Origin of the sequence: Brenneria alni, from assembly GCF_003666245.1 — a bacterium.
Classification (GTDB): domain Bacteria; phylum Pseudomonadota; class Gammaproteobacteria; order Enterobacterales; family Enterobacteriaceae; genus Brenneria; species Brenneria alni.
This window is the reverse complement of record NZ_MJLZ01000045.1, coordinates 17,444-31,353: the sequence shown is the minus strand read 5'-3', so window position 1 is coordinate 31,353 and position 13,910 is coordinate 17,444. Positions and strand designations below refer to the sequence as shown.

At 47.8% G+C, this 13,910-nt stretch carries 13 protein-coding genes and 1 other annotated feature; of the genes, 5 read left to right on the top strand and 8 right to left on the bottom strand.

The window, feature by feature from the left end; translation table 11 throughout:
- Positions 1 to 333: 333 nt before the first annotated feature.
- From clpB to rluD, 3 genes are all read right to left on the bottom strand, one after another.
- Positions 334 to 2,907: an ATP-dependent chaperone ClpB gene (clpB, locus tag BIY29_RS16720; protein WP_121576193.1), complete on the bottom strand. Its 2,574-nt coding sequence runs from the start codon at positions 2,905 to 2,907 to the stop codon at positions 334 to 336.
- A 133-nt stretch (positions 2,908 to 3,040) separates the two neighbouring features.
- A complete protein-coding gene (gene yfiH / locus BIY29_RS16715; protein WP_121576192.1) occupies positions 3,041 to 3,766 on the bottom strand; it encodes a purine nucleoside phosphorylase YfiH in 726 nt (241 codons plus the stop codon).
- A gap of 7 nt (positions 3,767 to 3,773) precedes the next feature.
- Complete coding sequence (gene rluD, locus BIY29_RS16710; RefSeq protein ID WP_121576191.1) at positions 3,774 to 4,751, bottom strand: 23S rRNA pseudouridine(1911/1915/1917) synthase RluD; 978 nt, start codon at positions 4,749 to 4,751, stop codon at positions 3,774 to 3,776.
- A gap of 133 nt (positions 4,752 to 4,884) precedes the next feature.
- Here rluD and bamD point away from each other — a divergent pair, with 133 nt between their 5' ends.
- The 3 genes from bamD (at position 4,885) to pheA (ending at position 7,755) form a co-directional block, all read left to right on the top strand.
- Complete coding sequence (gene bamD, locus BIY29_RS16700; protein WP_121576190.1) at positions 4,885 to 5,619, top strand: outer membrane protein assembly factor BamD; 735 nt, start codon at positions 4,885 to 4,887, stop codon at positions 5,617 to 5,619.
- Positions 5,620 to 5,906: 287 nt separating this feature from the next.
- Positions 5,907 to 6,245, top strand: a complete 339-nt coding sequence (gene raiA / locus BIY29_RS16695; protein ID WP_121576189.1) for a ribosome-associated translation inhibitor RaiA — start codon at positions 5,907 to 5,909, stop codon at positions 6,243 to 6,245.
- A 121-nt stretch (positions 6,246 to 6,366) separates the two neighbouring features.
- Positions 6,367 to 6,494, top strand: a sequence feature (Phe leader region).
- Positions 6,495 to 6,594: 100 nt separating this feature from the next.
- Positions 6,595 to 7,755, top strand: coding sequence for a bifunctional chorismate mutase/prephenate dehydratase (gene pheA, locus BIY29_RS16690; protein ID WP_121576188.1), 1,161 nt, complete (start codon positions 6,595 to 6,597; stop codon positions 7,753 to 7,755).
- Between the two features lie 57 nt (positions 7,756 to 7,812).
- Here pheA and tyrA read toward each other — a convergent pair whose 3' ends face one another.
- Both tyrA and BIY29_RS16680 read right to left on the bottom strand, forming a co-directional pair.
- Positions 7,813 to 8,934: a bifunctional chorismate mutase/prephenate dehydrogenase gene (gene tyrA / locus BIY29_RS16685; RefSeq protein ID WP_121576187.1), complete on the bottom strand. Its 1,122-nt coding sequence runs from the start codon at positions 8,932 to 8,934 to the stop codon at positions 7,813 to 7,815.
- A gap of 5 nt (positions 8,935 to 8,939) precedes the next feature.
- On the bottom strand, positions 8,940 to 10,013 hold the full coding sequence (locus BIY29_RS16680; protein WP_121576186.1) for a 3-deoxy-7-phosphoheptulonate synthase: 1,074 nt from the start codon (positions 10,011 to 10,013) through the stop codon (positions 8,940 to 8,942).
- A 228-nt stretch (positions 10,014 to 10,241) separates the two neighbouring features.
- On the opposite strand from BIY29_RS16680, the gene btsR reads away from it, so the two are divergent.
- Together btsR and BIY29_RS16670 are read left to right on the top strand one after the other, a co-directional pair.
- A complete protein-coding gene (btsR, locus tag BIY29_RS16675; RefSeq protein ID WP_121576185.1) occupies positions 10,242 to 10,958 on the top strand; it encodes a two-component system response regulator BtsR in 717 nt (238 codons plus the stop codon).
- A 148-nt stretch (positions 10,959 to 11,106) separates the two neighbouring features.
- Positions 11,107 to 12,051: an SAM-dependent methyltransferase gene (locus BIY29_RS16670; RefSeq protein WP_121576184.1), complete on the top strand. Its 945-nt coding sequence runs from the start codon at positions 11,107 to 11,109 to the stop codon at positions 12,049 to 12,051.
- Between the two features lie 90 nt (positions 12,052 to 12,141).
- Here BIY29_RS16670 and rplS read toward each other — a convergent pair whose 3' ends face one another.
- The 3 genes from rplS to rimM form a co-directional block, all read right to left on the bottom strand.
- The gene (rplS, locus tag BIY29_RS16665) at positions 12,142 to 12,489 is read right to left on the bottom strand and encodes a 50S ribosomal protein L19 (RefSeq protein WP_009111758.1); all 348 of its coding nucleotides are present in this window, start codon (positions 12,487 to 12,489) and stop codon (positions 12,142 to 12,144) included.
- Between the two features lie 63 nt (positions 12,490 to 12,552).
- Positions 12,553 to 13,308, bottom strand: coding sequence for a tRNA (guanosine(37)-N1)-methyltransferase TrmD (trmD, locus tag BIY29_RS16660; RefSeq protein ID WP_121576183.1), 756 nt, complete (start codon positions 13,306 to 13,308; stop codon positions 12,553 to 12,555).
- A 38-nt stretch (positions 13,309 to 13,346) separates the two neighbouring features.
- Complete coding sequence (gene rimM / locus BIY29_RS16655; protein WP_121576182.1) at positions 13,347 to 13,895, bottom strand: ribosome maturation factor RimM; 549 nt, start codon at positions 13,893 to 13,895, stop codon at positions 13,347 to 13,349.
- Between the last annotated feature and the right edge of the window lie 15 nt (positions 13,896 to 13,910).

Sequence of the window (13,910 nt, the reverse complement as noted above, 5' to 3'; positions counted from 1 at the left end):
CCCCCAAACAGATTGTCTGATTAAATTGTTAAAGAGCAGTGCCACATTACGCTGTGGCGCGGGCCGCATAGTCTATGCATTTCCGCTGTGAAGTCAAGTGATTAATGCCTGACTTCCTGCTGCCATCACAACCGCGCAAGCGCCGTTGCCGGGTCAGTGGTGGCGCATTATAGGGACTTCACGGCAGCTTACAAGGGGTAAATGCAAAATAATTATCAAGCGTTTAAAAATGAATCAAAAAGTCATTTTCAGTATGTGTTTTCTGTGGAAAATAAGGTTATAAAGCGGGAGAAATCGATTATCTCTCCCGCTTTTGGTTTGTTATCAAAAGTCCTATTGGCGAGCAAAGATATTCTCACCATCAACATCCAGCGTTACCGGTTTACCGGGAATCAATTTACCGGAAAGGATCTGTTGAGCCAACGGGTTTTCAATCAACTGCTGTATCGCCCTTTTAAGCGGACGAGCACCGTAGACCGGATCGAATCCAACTTCCCCCAACCGTTCCAGTGCGGGTTCCGTTATTGTCACATGATAACCGCGCTCTTCAAGACGCTTATACAGGCGCTGAAGCTGGATCTTGGCGATTGATGTGATATGTGTTCTTCCCAACGGATGGAACACGACAACTTCATCAATACGGTTGATAAACTCAGGGCGAAAGCTGTGGCTAACGACTTCAAGTACCATATCTCTCATTTCGGTGTAACTCCTTTCACCAAAGCGCTCCTGAATAAGATCAGAGCCAAGGTTTGATGTCATAATTACCACCGTGTTACGGAAATCGACCGTACGCCCCTGGCCATCCGTCAGACGTCCATCATCCAATACCTGCAGTAAGATGTTGAATACATCAGGATGTGCCTTCTCGATCTCATCCAACAAAATCACCGAGTAAGGACGACGACGAACAGCTTCTGTCAGGTAGCCGCCTTCTTCATAACCCACATATCCTGGAGGAGCCCCCACTAAACGCGAGACGGAGTGCTTCTCCATGAACTCAGACATATCGATGCGCACCATTGCATCATCACTGTCGAACAGAAAAGAGGCCAGCGTTTTACACAGCTCTGTTTTACCTACCCCTGTCGGTCCAAGAAACAGAAAAGAACCGATTGGACGATTGGGATCGGATAAACCTGCACGGCTGCGCCGGATAGAATTTGCCACCGCCTCGACGGCTTCATTCTGCCCTATTACGCGCTGGTGCAATTCTTGCTCCATTCTTAGCAGCTTCTCACGCTCACTTTCCAACATTCTGGATACAGGAATACCCGTCCAGCGAGCAAGTACCTCAGCAATTTCAGCATCCGTAACGCGATTACGTAACAGATGCATGGTTTTTCCTTCAAGCTGCGTCGCGGCGGCTAACTGTTTTTCCAACTCAGGAATTTTACCGTATTGAAGCTCAGACATTTGCCCCAGATCGCCTTGGCGGCGAGCTTGCTCCAGTAAAATTTTCGCCTGCTCCAAAGACGCCTTAATATTCTGTGTACCGGTAAGAGACGCTTTTTCTGCTTTCCATTCTTCTTCCAGCTTAGAGTAATCACGTTCTTTTTGCTCAAGCTCGGTATTTAACAGCTCCAGACGTTTTTGACTGGCTTCATCTGACTCTTTTTTCAGTGCCTGCTGCTCCAGTTTTAACTGAATGATCCGACGTTCTAAGCGATCCAATGGTTCAGGCTTTGAGTCAATTTGGATACGGATACTGGAGGCTGCCTCATCAATCAGGTCGATGGCTTTATCCGGCAACTTACGATCGGCAATATAGCGGTGGGACAACGTAGCCGCAGCAACAATTGCCGGGTCGGTAATCTGTACATGATGATGCAGCTCATAGCGTTCTTTAAGACCGCGTAGAATGGCGATGGTATCTTCTACTGTCGGTTCGGCAACAAATACCTTCTGGAAACGGCGCTCCAACGCAGCATCTTTCTCTATATATTGCCGGTATTCATCCAGCGTGGTAGCGCCGACGCAATGCAGCTCACCGCGTGCCAAAGCAGGCTTAAGCATATTACCGGCATCCATGGCACCGTCAGCTTTCCCTGCACCCACCATCGTGTGGAGTTCGTCAATAAACAGGATAACATTCCCTTCCTGCTTGGATAAGTCGTTAAGCAGACCTTTTAAACGCTCTTCAAATTCCCCACGATATTTGGCACCAGCAACAAGCGACCCCATATCCAGAGATAGAACACGCTTGTTCTTTAAACCTTCCGGCACTTCGCCATTGATAATACGTAACGCCAAACCTTCAACAATGGCGGTTTTACCGACACCCGGCTCACCAATTAAAACAGGGTTATTTTTAGTTCGACGTTGTAATACCTGGATAGTACGGCGAATTTCTTCATCACGGCCAATAACCGGGTCAAGTTTGCCTTGTTCCGCTCGTTCGGTCAGGTCGATAGTGTATTTTTTCAATGCCTGCCGCTGATCCTCAGCGCTTTGATCATTCACTTGTTCTCCTCCTCTGACTTGATCAATCGCTTTGGTAACGCTTTCTTGTGTTGCCCCCGAATTTTTAATCATGTCACTCAACGTGCTGCGAGAATCCAACACGGCCAACACAAAAAGCTCAGAGGAAATAAAAGTATCACCACGCTTCTGAGCCAGTTTGTCACATATATTTAAGGTACGAACTAACTCGCTGGATGGCTGAACATCACCACCTGTTCCTTCTACCTGAGGTAAACGTGCTATTGCCTGACCGATTTCATTTTTCAGACGAACAACATTGGCGCCAGCCGCAGTCAGAAGCGGACTGACAGTACCGCCTTCCTGATTAAGTAAAGCACTCATCAGATGAAGGGGTTCGATAAATTGATGGTCGCGCCCGAGAGCAAGGGATTGGGCATCGGCGAGAGCAAGTTGAAATTTGTTGGTAAGACGATCCAGACGCATAACTCCTCCCATATAACTGGTCAAAACTGCTACTGGAGATCAGATGAGGTCGTCCCTCAAAATTTCAAGGTTATTTTGCCAGTAGTAATGGGATTAAAATGTTACTTGCCGTGGACCGCCTTAATTCAATAGGTTATATCAGCCAGATTAAACTTGCCATACGGCCTGTCACACCATCACGCCGATAAGAGAAAAAATTTTTCGAATCGCTTACGGTACAAAGGTTTCCGCCAAAAATTTGAGTCACCCCGCCAGCGCATAAACGTAAACGCGCCAACTGATAGATATCGGCAAGGAACTTATCGCCATTAGACCTGAATGCCAATGCAGCCATGGCATCATACTGAATGAACGCTTCCCGTACTTCTGCCCCAACCTCGAATTTATCGGGGCCGATTGCAGGACCAAGCCACACCATGATCTGGGATGGTTTTGCCCGAAAACGGGAAAGCGTTTTTTCCAATACTCCATGACACAGCCCTCGCCAGCCAGCATGAGCCGCTGCGACCTCATCACCGGCCGCTGAACAAAACAGAACCGGTAAACAGTCGGCGGTCATGACCGTACAAACCTGACCTTTCTGATCCGTATAAGCCGCATCACCGAGGGCTGAAAGTGGCGATGTGCCGCTGATACCCACCACATGTGTACCGTGAACCTGCTCCAGCCAATGCGGCATAGAGGGTAAGTCCGCCTTATCCATCAGCATTTGGCGGTTTACCATCACCTTTTGTGCGTCATCACCAACATGGCTTCCCAGGTTGAGCGCATCATACGGAGGCAAACTGATACCACCATGACGGGTTGTACTACATGCCCGGACGTTATCTGGTAAAGGCCAGTCAGGATGTATTAGCATTGTTTAATCACCAATTAAGTTGATCATGGAACGCTGCGGTATCTGCTTTTAATGCATTGATCAGATCGATCATATCTTGCGGCAAAGGAGCATGCCACTCCATTTGTATCCCACTGACCGGGTGATATAAGCGAAGCATTGTCGCATGAAGCGCCTGACGATCAAAACCACGTAATGTCGTAATGAACGCATCCGAAGCACCTTTGGGTGGACGGGGACGTCCCCCGTATAAAGGGTCCCCTACCAACGGATGGTTTATATGAGACATATGCACACGAATTTGATGTGTTCGCCCTGTTTCCAGCCGCAAACGTAATCGTGTATGAGCTCGAAAATGTTCCATAATCCGGTAGTGTGTAACCGCCGGTTTCCCCATTGGATGAACGGCCATGTGCGTGCGCTTGGTAGCATGGCGGGCAATAGGTTCCTCTACCGTACCACCTGCCGTCATGTTGCCAATCGCGACAGCTTCGTACTCGCGGGTGATGTCACGGGCCTGTAGTGATTCAACCAGACGAGTCTGGGCCGGTACAGTCTTCGCCACCACCATCAAACCGGTGGTATCTTTATCCAGACGGTGAACAATGCCCGCCCGGGGGACATCAACAATTTCAGGATAATAATGCAGTAACGCATTAAGCACTGTACCGTCAGGATTGCCGGCACCGGGATGAACGACCAAATCTCTGGGCTTGTTAATGACCAGAATATCTTGATCTTCATAGACAATATCCAGCGCGATATCCTGCGCTTCCCAGCGAGCCTCTTCCTCAATAAGCGCATCAATCGCAACCGATTCGCCCCCCAGTATTTTCTCTTTTGGCTTATTGATTACATTGCCGTTAATCTGTACCCGGTTGTCAAGAATCCACTCTTTTATACGAGATCGTGAATAATCAGGGAACAATTCGGCCAAAGCCTGATCTAAACGTTGTCCGAGTTGAGATTCGGCCACCGTTGCGGTGAGTTGTACTTGTTGTGCCATATATGCAGCTTCTTCGTTAACGTTGGGTTTTCACGGCGACGCCGTTTAAAATAATGTACTATTGTAGCTGGACTAAATCGGGAGCTTAACGGACAGTCTCCCGGAATAACACTCTGAGGATAATCAAAACGTCATGACGCGTATGAAATATCTGGTGGCTGCAGCCACGTTGAGCCTGGCGCTGGCTGGTTGCTCCAGTAACTCCAAAGATGCGGTTCCTGACAGTCCGCCATCTGAACTGTATGCCAATGCTCAACAAAAACTGCAGGACGGCAACTTTAGAGCAGCCATCACACAGTTGGAAGCACTGGATAACCGCTATCCATTTGGCCCGTATTCACAGCAGGTGCAGTTGGATTTGATTTATGCCTATTACAAATCAGCCGAATTACCGCTGGCTCAAGCCTCGATCGATCGTTTCCTGCGATTAAATCCTACACATCCAAACGTTGATTACGTCTTGTATATGCGTGGTCTGACAGATATGGCTCTCGACGACAGCGCCCTACAGGGTTTCTTTGGCGTCGATCGCTCCGATCGCGATCCCCAGAATGCTCGTATGGCCTTCCGGGACTTTAGCCGGCTGATTCAGAGCTACCCAAACAGCCAGTATGCAGCCGATGCCAATAAAAGGCTGATCTACCTGAAAGAGCGCTTGGCTAAATATGAGCTTTCTGTCGCGCAATACTACACGAAACGTGGCGCTTATGTGGCAGTAGTTAATCGTGTTGATCAAATGCTGCGTGATTATCCAGACACCAAAGCCACCAAAGATGCCTTGCCATTGATGGAAAATGCCTACCACGAGCTTCAGTTGACTGCGCAGGCGGATAAAGTAGCTAAAATCATTGCTGCAAATCCAACATAAGATAGCTGGGACAATAAACAATAAGGCGGCAGCTTCGGTTGCCGTTTTTATCTATGGCGCAGAAGAGAAAAGCAGAGAACAGGCCAGGCGGGTTCAACTCATTCGTTCAATAATGACATAGCCCACATCTCCCCTCAAGCACTTCCCGTCGATTCCCGACCACGCCTCACAAATCATGTTTTTTTGACAAAAAGTGACAAAAAAAATTGCTCATAATCACGCTTTTTGTCTTCACTCGCGTTATGCTGAATTTATCCAAGACGGACAAAGGCAGAGAGGTAAGTTATATGACTATCAATATTACCAGTAAACAAATGGATATTACCCCCGCAATACGTCAGCATGTCGAAGACCGTCTTTCTAAACTGGATAAGTGGCAAGCCAACCTGATTAACCCTCACATCATTCTGTCAAAAGAACCTCAGGGTTTCGTTGCCGATGCTACAATCAGTACGCCAAATGGCCCGCTGGTCGCCAGCGCAAAACATGAAGATATGTACACGGCCATCAATGAGCTTATTGCCAAACTTGAGCGCCAATTAAACAAAGTGCAGCATAAAGGTGAAGCTCGTCGGGCTGCAGCTTGCGTCAAAGATGCCAACCTTCAGGTTCCACAAGAAGAGTGATCTGACATCGCTCCTTTTGTCTGACGCGCCATCAGGCGCGTTTTTCATTGACACGATAAAAAGTCAACAGTTACTTTACACGTTATTGTTTCGCACTTATGTTTCTTACATACAGGATAAGCATGACTAATACACCGTTCTTCTTCGTATTCTTTTTCACCCTCCCATGATTTGAGAGGCAATTCGTCGTAAGAGCAAGAATACGAAGACGAGCAAAAAAGCCTCCTGAAACCAGGAGGCTTTTTTATGATGGGCTATCTCTGCCCACCACCTTTCGGGCCGTCGCAAGCAACGTTGAAAATCGCTCCCGGCGATTTTTTATCAGGACAACAAATTAGGTAACAAGATAATGACCGATAACCCACTACTGGCACTACGCGAGCGCATCAGCGAACTGGATTTGAAATTACTGAAATTATTAGCTGAAAGACGGGAACTGGCTCTTGACGTTGCACGCAGTAAACTAAACTCTCATCGCCCTATCCGCGATAAAGAACGCGAACGTAATTTACTGGATAAACTCACTAACATTGGGAAAAAGTATCATCTTGACGGCCACTACATCACCCGTTTATTCCAGCTTATTATCGAAGATTCGGTACTGACACAGCAGGCACTATTACAGCATCAACTTAACCAGACTACCCCCCATTCAGCGCGGATTGCCTTTCTGGGGCCTAAGGGTTCTTATTCACACCTTGCGGCCAGGCAATATGCGGCCCGGCATTTCGAGCAACTTAATGAGTGTGGCTGCCATAAATTCCAGGATATTTTTAATATGGTGGAAACGGGCCAGGCTGACTACGCTGTATTACCAATCGAGAATACCAGTTCAGGATCCATTAACGATGTCTATGATCTGTTACAGCACACCGGGTTATCGATCGTCGGAGAACTGACGAATCCGATTAATCACTGCGTTTTAGTGGCTACCACAACCAGTCTCGATCAGATTAAAACGGTTTATAGCCACCCTCAACCGTTCCAGCAATGTAGTCATTTTATCAATCGGTTCCCTAACTGGAAAATTGAATACTGTGAAAGTACCGCCGCTGCAATGGAAAAGGTGGCAGCCCTCAACTCCCCCGAGGCAGCAGCATTGGGTAGTGAGGCAGGCGGCATGTTATATCAATTACAAGTTCTCGAGCATAATCTGGCCAACCAGTCACAAAATATCACTCGCTTTATCGTGCTTGCCCGTAAACCTATTGAGGTTTCGGAACAGGTTCCGGCGAAAACCACGCTAATTATGGCGACAGGACAACAGTCTGGCGCGCTGGTTGAAGCACTGTTGGTGCTGCGCGACCACGGTATCATTATGACAAAATTGGAATCCCGGCCAATTAACGGTAATCCCTGGGAGGAGATGTTCTACATCGATGTACAAGCGAATTTACGTAGTGAGGCAATGAAGAAGGCATTGCGGGGATTGACCTCGATTACTCGTTCACTGAAAGTTTTGGGCTGCTACCCCAGCGAAAACGTCGTGCCCGTAGACATAACCGAGTGAAACAAGCCATCCCGGTTAACTCACCGGGATGGTAAAGCGTACTGATCGATAGAAATATTATTGGCGGATATCGTTGGCCTGACGCAGTAACGTCCGGCTTTCAGCCTGGAATCGCCCCGCATAATCGCCAAACCAGTGTTCAACCTTTTTAAAGCTGTTGATAAATTGAGCTTTATCTGCGTGCTCCAGCAACTCAATAGCCTCACCAAATCGTTTATAATAACGTTTGATCAATGCCAGATTATTCTCGGAAGACATAATAATGTCGGCGTACAGTTGCGGATCCTGAGCGAACAGCCGTCCCACCATGATCAATTCCAGACGATAAATGGGTGATGACAGCGCGAGTAACTGCTCCAGTTGTACGTTCTCTTCCGCTAAATGCAAACCATAGGCGAAAGTGGCGAAATGACGCAGCGCCTGAATGAACATCATATTCTGATCATGCTCTACCGCGCTAATGCGATGTAAACGAGCGCCCCATACTTGTATTTGCTCCAGCAGCCATTGATAGGCCTCTGGCTGACGTCCATCACAATAGACGACCACCTGTTTAGCCAGACTGCCGCTGTCCGGCCCAAACATAGGATGTAGCCCGAGCACCGGTCCATTGTGCGCGGCCAACATCGCTTGCAGCGGGCCATTTTTTACCGAAGCCAAATCCACCAGAATACAATCGTCCGGCAGTTTAGGCAGACGGGCAATGACCTGTTCCGTCACATGGATAGGTACGCTGACGATGACCATGCCGACATCAGATAACAGGGTTTCAGCTCTCGGCCAGTCCTCTTGTTCCAGAATCTTGACCTGATAGCCCGACAGCGTCAGCATTTTTTCAAACAGCGCCCCCATTTTCCCACGGCCTCCCACGATCACAATGGGACGAAGTTGCGGGCAAAGCGTTTTAAATCCTTTGTCGTTTTCGCTGGAATAAGACTCTCGCATTACACGGCGCAAGATATCCTCAATCAGATCAGGCGGCACGCTCAACTGAGAAGCCTCTTTGCGGCGCAAACTGAGCATTGTCGCTTCGCGATCTGGCGCGTAGATAGGCAAGCCGTAACGGCTTTTAACCTCACCTACTTCTGCAACTAAACGCAGCCGGCGTGATAATAGCGTTAACAGCTCTTTATCTACCTCATCTATCTGATCACGCAATGCGGTCAGTTCAGCTACCATTACTATTACTCTCCTGAATGTTTTACCCGTTCGGCGCCGAGTTCTTGATGTACCGAACGCAGTAACGTCTCTGTATTTTCCCAACTGATGCAGGCATCCGTTACAGATACGCCATAGCGCATTTCTGAACGAGGCTGTTCTGAAGACTGGCTACCTTCATGAAGATGGCTTTCCAGCATCAGACCAATAATAGATTGGTTGCCTGTCTTAATCTGTTCAATGGCCGACTCGACCACAAGAGGCTGCCGACGGTAATCTTTATTTGAGTTGCCGTGGCTACAATCTATCATCAGGGCTGGCTTCAGTCCTGCTTCAAGCATCTGTTTTTCACATTCCTCAACGTCTTGCGCACTGTAATTCGGCTTTTTACCGCCGCGCAAAATAACGTGGCCATCCGCATTTCCCTGCGTATGCAATAGGCAAACCTGCCCGGATTGATTAATCCCCATAAACCGGTGTGGCATGGCCGCCGCTCTCATTGCATTAATTGCCGTGCCAAGACTGCCATCTGTACCATTTTTAAAACCGACCGGCATTGACAAGCCAGACGCCATTTCCCGGTGTGTTTGCGATTCAGTGGTACGGGCGCCAATCGCAGACCAGCTGAACAGGTCACCCAGATATTGCGGATTATTTGGATCCAGCGCTTCAGTTGCCAGCGGTAATCCCATATTTACCAACTTGAGCAATAATTCACGGGCAATGTGCAATCCTGCTTCCACATCACAAGAACCATCCATGTAAGGATCGTTAATTAACCCTTTCCAACCGACTGTGGTACGTGGCTTTTCAAAATATACTCGCATGACGATATACAGCCGATCGCCCAATTCAGCACTGAGGGACTGCAAACGACGCCCATATTCCAGCGCCGCATCCGTATCGTGAATTGAGCAAGGGCCGCAGACAATCAACAGACGACGATCACGTCCATGAATAATATTCGCGATAATTTCACGTGCGCGGGCAATCGCTTGCTGTTCACCGTCACTGAGCGGGAATTTAGCTTTCAATTCATCGGGGGTAATCAGTATCTGTTCCTCACTGATATTAATGTTATTAAGCGAATCTTTTTGCATATTCATATTTCCTGACGAGTCCTGTATGGCGTGATTGGTAAATGCGGTCTAGGCATTTGTCTACACCATAACACGAACCGTAAATTTTTCAATCCATAACTGTAAACTAAAATTACCACCAAGAAAAAATCTTCAACAATGGATTTGCTCTCCCCTTACTCACGTTTTTCATCATTCCAATATCCAACGTGAATAGTGGTAGAATCAGCGAAACATAAAGGGGGGACGATGCTGAAAGCCATCATCATTGACGACGAACTGCCCGCTCGTGAAGAGCTTGCCTTACTGCTGGAAAATGAACCTGACATCACGATTATCGCTCAATGCAGCAACGCGCTGGAGGCGATACCGGCGATTCATCGCTTGCAGCCTGACGTTATCTTTCTTGATATACAGATGCCAAAAGTCAGTGGCTTGGAACTAGCCGCGATGCTGGATCCGGAAAACATGCCTTATGTGGTGTTCGTAACCGCCTATGATGAATACGCCGTGCGCGCCTTTGAAGAACATGCATTCGACTATCTGCTAAAACCACTAGACTCTCAGCGACTCAACAAAACGCTAAATCGTTTACGTCGTGGCACCAGTGTAAATAAAAATATACAGGCAATTACAGAACCCTATCTTCGACATATTCCCTGCCACGGACATAACCGCATTTTTTTACTCAAAGTCGATGAAGTCGAATATCTCAGCTCTGAACTCAGTGGTGTACATGTTGTTGGAGTAAGTCAGTCCGGTTATACGCAACTTTCTCTAAAAACACTGGAAGAAAAAACGCCTTTTGTGCGTTGCCATAGAAAATATATGGTCAACACAGACCTACTGAAAGAAATTAAACTGATGGATAACGGCGCAGCAGAAGTTCTCACCAACACGGGGAAAATTATCCCTGTGAGCCGCCGCTATCTGAAACTTTTAAAAGAAAAATTAGGTATCGTCTAAACGGCGTAAACCTTTTATCTGTAACGGCGAAAATCAACGGCAGAATTTCAGAAACAACCGAATGATATTATGATTCCGGTGTGAGATAGTAACGGATATGAAGTAATTAGTGGAAGACAAAACAGTAAATTACTAACGGAGTAGTAGCATGTCAAAACCAATCCAACCCATTAGCACTGATCCCCGCGCCAAATTGTTATCTCACCAGAGTTCGTCCTCTGACAACCACGATGCTCTGATGGAAACAGAAAGAGACAGGATCCGCCAGTCCGGCGACCTTCCTGGCGCCTCTGTTGAGCAGCAGCTCAACCTCCTGGAGCAGCTTTCAACCTTCGAACTGGGGCGTTTTTTACTAAAGCATCATGGACTGAATGCCTACTGGACGCATCATCTGGTTACCTACCGCAGCGGCATATCCAAAATCAATTTCGCCAACCAACTTGAGGCCCTTATTTACGAGCGACTACCAAGCGTACTAGCCACCCGCGAACGGTTTGGGATTTTCCAACAGCAGTTACAAAAGCTATTACATCCTGGCATTGTCATGGCATCCGTCCCTTGTGGATTTATGGGCGACCTGTTACTGCTCGATTATACCCGCCACCCTGATGTCAGCTTAATCGGTGTAGACCTGGACCAACAGGCGCTGGAGGGAGCACGGGACCTGGCGATCCAGCAGGGGCGGGAAAAACAGTTGTCACTTCGCTGCCACGATGCCTGGTCACTCAATCTGGAAACTCATGTTGATGTGCTAACCAGTAATGGACTTAATATTTATGAGCCAGATAATGATCGTGTCATCGCATTATATCGCGCATTTTTTGATGGGCTGAAGCCTGGTGGTACGCTGGTGAGCAGCTTTCTTACGCCGCCGCCAACAATGTCTGCCGACTCCCCCTGGCGAGGGGCCGCTCCGGAATTACTGTCCTTACAGCACCTGCTTTTCTCACGCATTTTTAATGCAAAGTGGACGTCTTTTCGTACCCACACACAAACGCAGGCCCAGTTGGAACAAGCGGGGTTCAGCGATATCACATTCATTAACGATCACATGCATATGTTCCCGACCGTCATTGCACGTAAGCCGGGCTAAATCATAAGTTGATAATGTCAAAATAAAGGGTTTAGCCACCGGCTAAACCCTTTATTTATAACCACTTTCGGATGTTGCGAAAGCGCGCTATCAGTTAAGACGCTCTTTAATACGGGCAGACTTACCAGTGCGTTCACGCAGGTAGTACAATTTGGCTTTACGTACGGCACCACGACGTTTAACAGCAATGCTGTCTACTACTGGAGAATGCGTTTGGAAAACGCGCTCTACACCTTCGCCGTTGGAAATCTTACGAACAGTGAATGCAGAATGCAGACCGCGGTTACGAATAGCGATAACCACGCCCTCGAATGCCTGCAGACGTTTTTTGCTACCTTCAACAACCCATACCTTCACTTCTACGGTATCACCCGGACGAAATGCAGGTACGTCCTGCTTCATCTGTTCTTGTTCAATTTGCTTAATAATGTTGCTCATAATATGTCTCTTACCCTAGGTAAACTGATATTTGGGTTCGTCAGGTCAAACCGCGACGACCACCTAATACTCTTGTTGCCCAGACTGATATTCATGTTGGAACTCAGCCAGCAACGTTGCTTGCTCGTCAGTCAGAGCTAGGCTTTTCAGAAGTTCAGGTCTTCTAAGCCAGGTTCGGCCCAGCGACTGCTTCAACCGCCAGCGGCGTATTTCAGCATGGTTGCCTGACAGTAAAACTGACGGGACATCCATACCAGCCAACACTTCGGGACGAGTAAAATGAGGACAATCCAGCAACCCATCAGCAAAAGAGTCCTCCTCTGCTGAAGACTGATGGCCCAAGACTCCCGGTATAAAGCGGGAAACCGAGTCAATCAGCGTCATTGCCGGTAATTCTCCACCGCTGAGGACGTAATCACCGATTGACCATTCTTCATCAATTTCGGTTCTGATTACGCGCTCATCAATTCCCTCGTACCGTCCACATACCAGAATCATTTTCTGGTTTGCCGCGAGTTGGCGTACGCCTTGCTGATCTAATTTACGGCCCTGAGGTGACAAATAAATCACCTTGACACCTTCACCTGCCGCCGCTTTCGCTGCGTGGATCGCATCCCGTAAGGGTTGCACCATCATCAGCATTCCGGGGCCGCCGCCATAAGGGCGATCGTCCACTGTGCGATGCCGATCGTAAGTGAAGTCTCTCGGACTCCAATACTGTACGCGCAACAGGCCATTTTTAACTGCCCGGCCAGTGACTCCATAATCAGTAATTGCGCGGAACATCTCTGGAAACAGGCTAATAACCCCAATCCACATAGTCTCGTTCCACTTGGTACTACTGGTTAATTCAGAGTTCAAAAACCAGGATCCCAATCTACTTCAACGGATTGAGTAGAAAGGTCAACACGCTTGACAACCTGTCCAGAGAGGAACGGAACCAACCGCTCCTTGACCCCGAAGGCATCTTTCAGGTTAGCTCTTATTACCATCACATCGTTTGAACCGGTTTCCATCATATCGATGATTTTTCCCAGTTGGTAACCTTCTACGGTTACGACCTGACAACCAATAAGATCCTTCCAGTAATAATCACCTTCATCCAGTTCTGGCAATTGCGCCGAATCGACGATAATTTCGCAATTGGTCAATATATTTGCCGCATCACGATCGTTAACATCTTTAATCTTGATGATCAGATCCTGATTGTGATGTTTCCAGCTTTCAATCTCAACAAGCTGCCAACCACTTTTTGTCTGGATAAACCAAGGTTGATAATCAAAAATGCTCTCGGCATCCTCGGTGGATGAAAACACTCTGAGCCAACCCCGGATGCCATAAGTAGAACCCATCTTCCCCAATACAATGGGGTTAGCAGGAACTTGTGGGCTGAGTTGCTTGCTCATTGTCACCACCGCAAC

Bases quoted from the DNA above. Each gene is read 5' to 3' on its own strand.
- yfiH (WP_121576192.1), bottom strand. From the start codon at position 3,766: ATGCTAATACATCCTGACTGGCCTTTACCAGATAACGTCCGGGCATGT.
- bamD (WP_121576190.1), top strand. From the start codon at position 4,885: ATGACGCGTATGAAATATCTGGTGGCTGCAGCCACGTTGAGCCTGGCG.
- trmD (WP_121576183.1), bottom strand. From the start codon at position 13,308: ATGTGGATTGGGGTTATTAGCCTGTTTCCAGAGATGTTCCGCGCAATT.
- raiA (WP_121576189.1), top strand. From the start codon at position 5,907: ATGACTATCAATATTACCAGTAAACAAATGGATATTACCCCCGCAATA.
- rimM (WP_121576182.1), bottom strand. From the start codon at position 13,895: ATGAGCAAGCAACTCAGCCCACAAGTTCCTGCTAACCCCATTGTATTG.
- clpB (WP_121576193.1), bottom strand. From the start codon at position 2,907: ATGCGTCTGGATCGTCTTACCAACAAATTTCAACTTGCTCTCGCCGAT.
- pheA (WP_121576188.1), top strand. From the start codon at position 6,595: ATGACCGATAACCCACTACTGGCACTACGCGAGCGCATCAGCGAACTG.
- rluD (WP_121576191.1), bottom strand. From the start codon at position 4,751: ATGGCACAACAAGTACAACTCACCGCAACGGTGGCCGAATCTCAACTC.
- BIY29_RS16680 (WP_121576186.1), bottom strand. From the start codon at position 10,013: ATGCAAAAAGATTCGCTTAATAACATTAATATCAGTGAGGAACAGATA.
- rplS (WP_009111758.1), bottom strand. From the start codon at position 12,489: ATGAGCAACATTATTAAGCAAATTGAACAAGAACAGATGAAGCAGGAC.
- tyrA (WP_121576187.1), bottom strand. From the start codon at position 8,934: ATGGTAGCTGAACTGACCGCATTGCGTGATCAGATAGATGAGGTAGAT.
- btsR (WP_121576185.1), top strand. From the start codon at position 10,242: ATGCTGAAAGCCATCATCATTGACGACGAACTGCCCGCTCGTGAAGAG.
- BIY29_RS16670 (WP_121576184.1), top strand. From the start codon at position 11,107: ATGTCAAAACCAATCCAACCCATTAGCACTGATCCCCGCGCCAAATTG.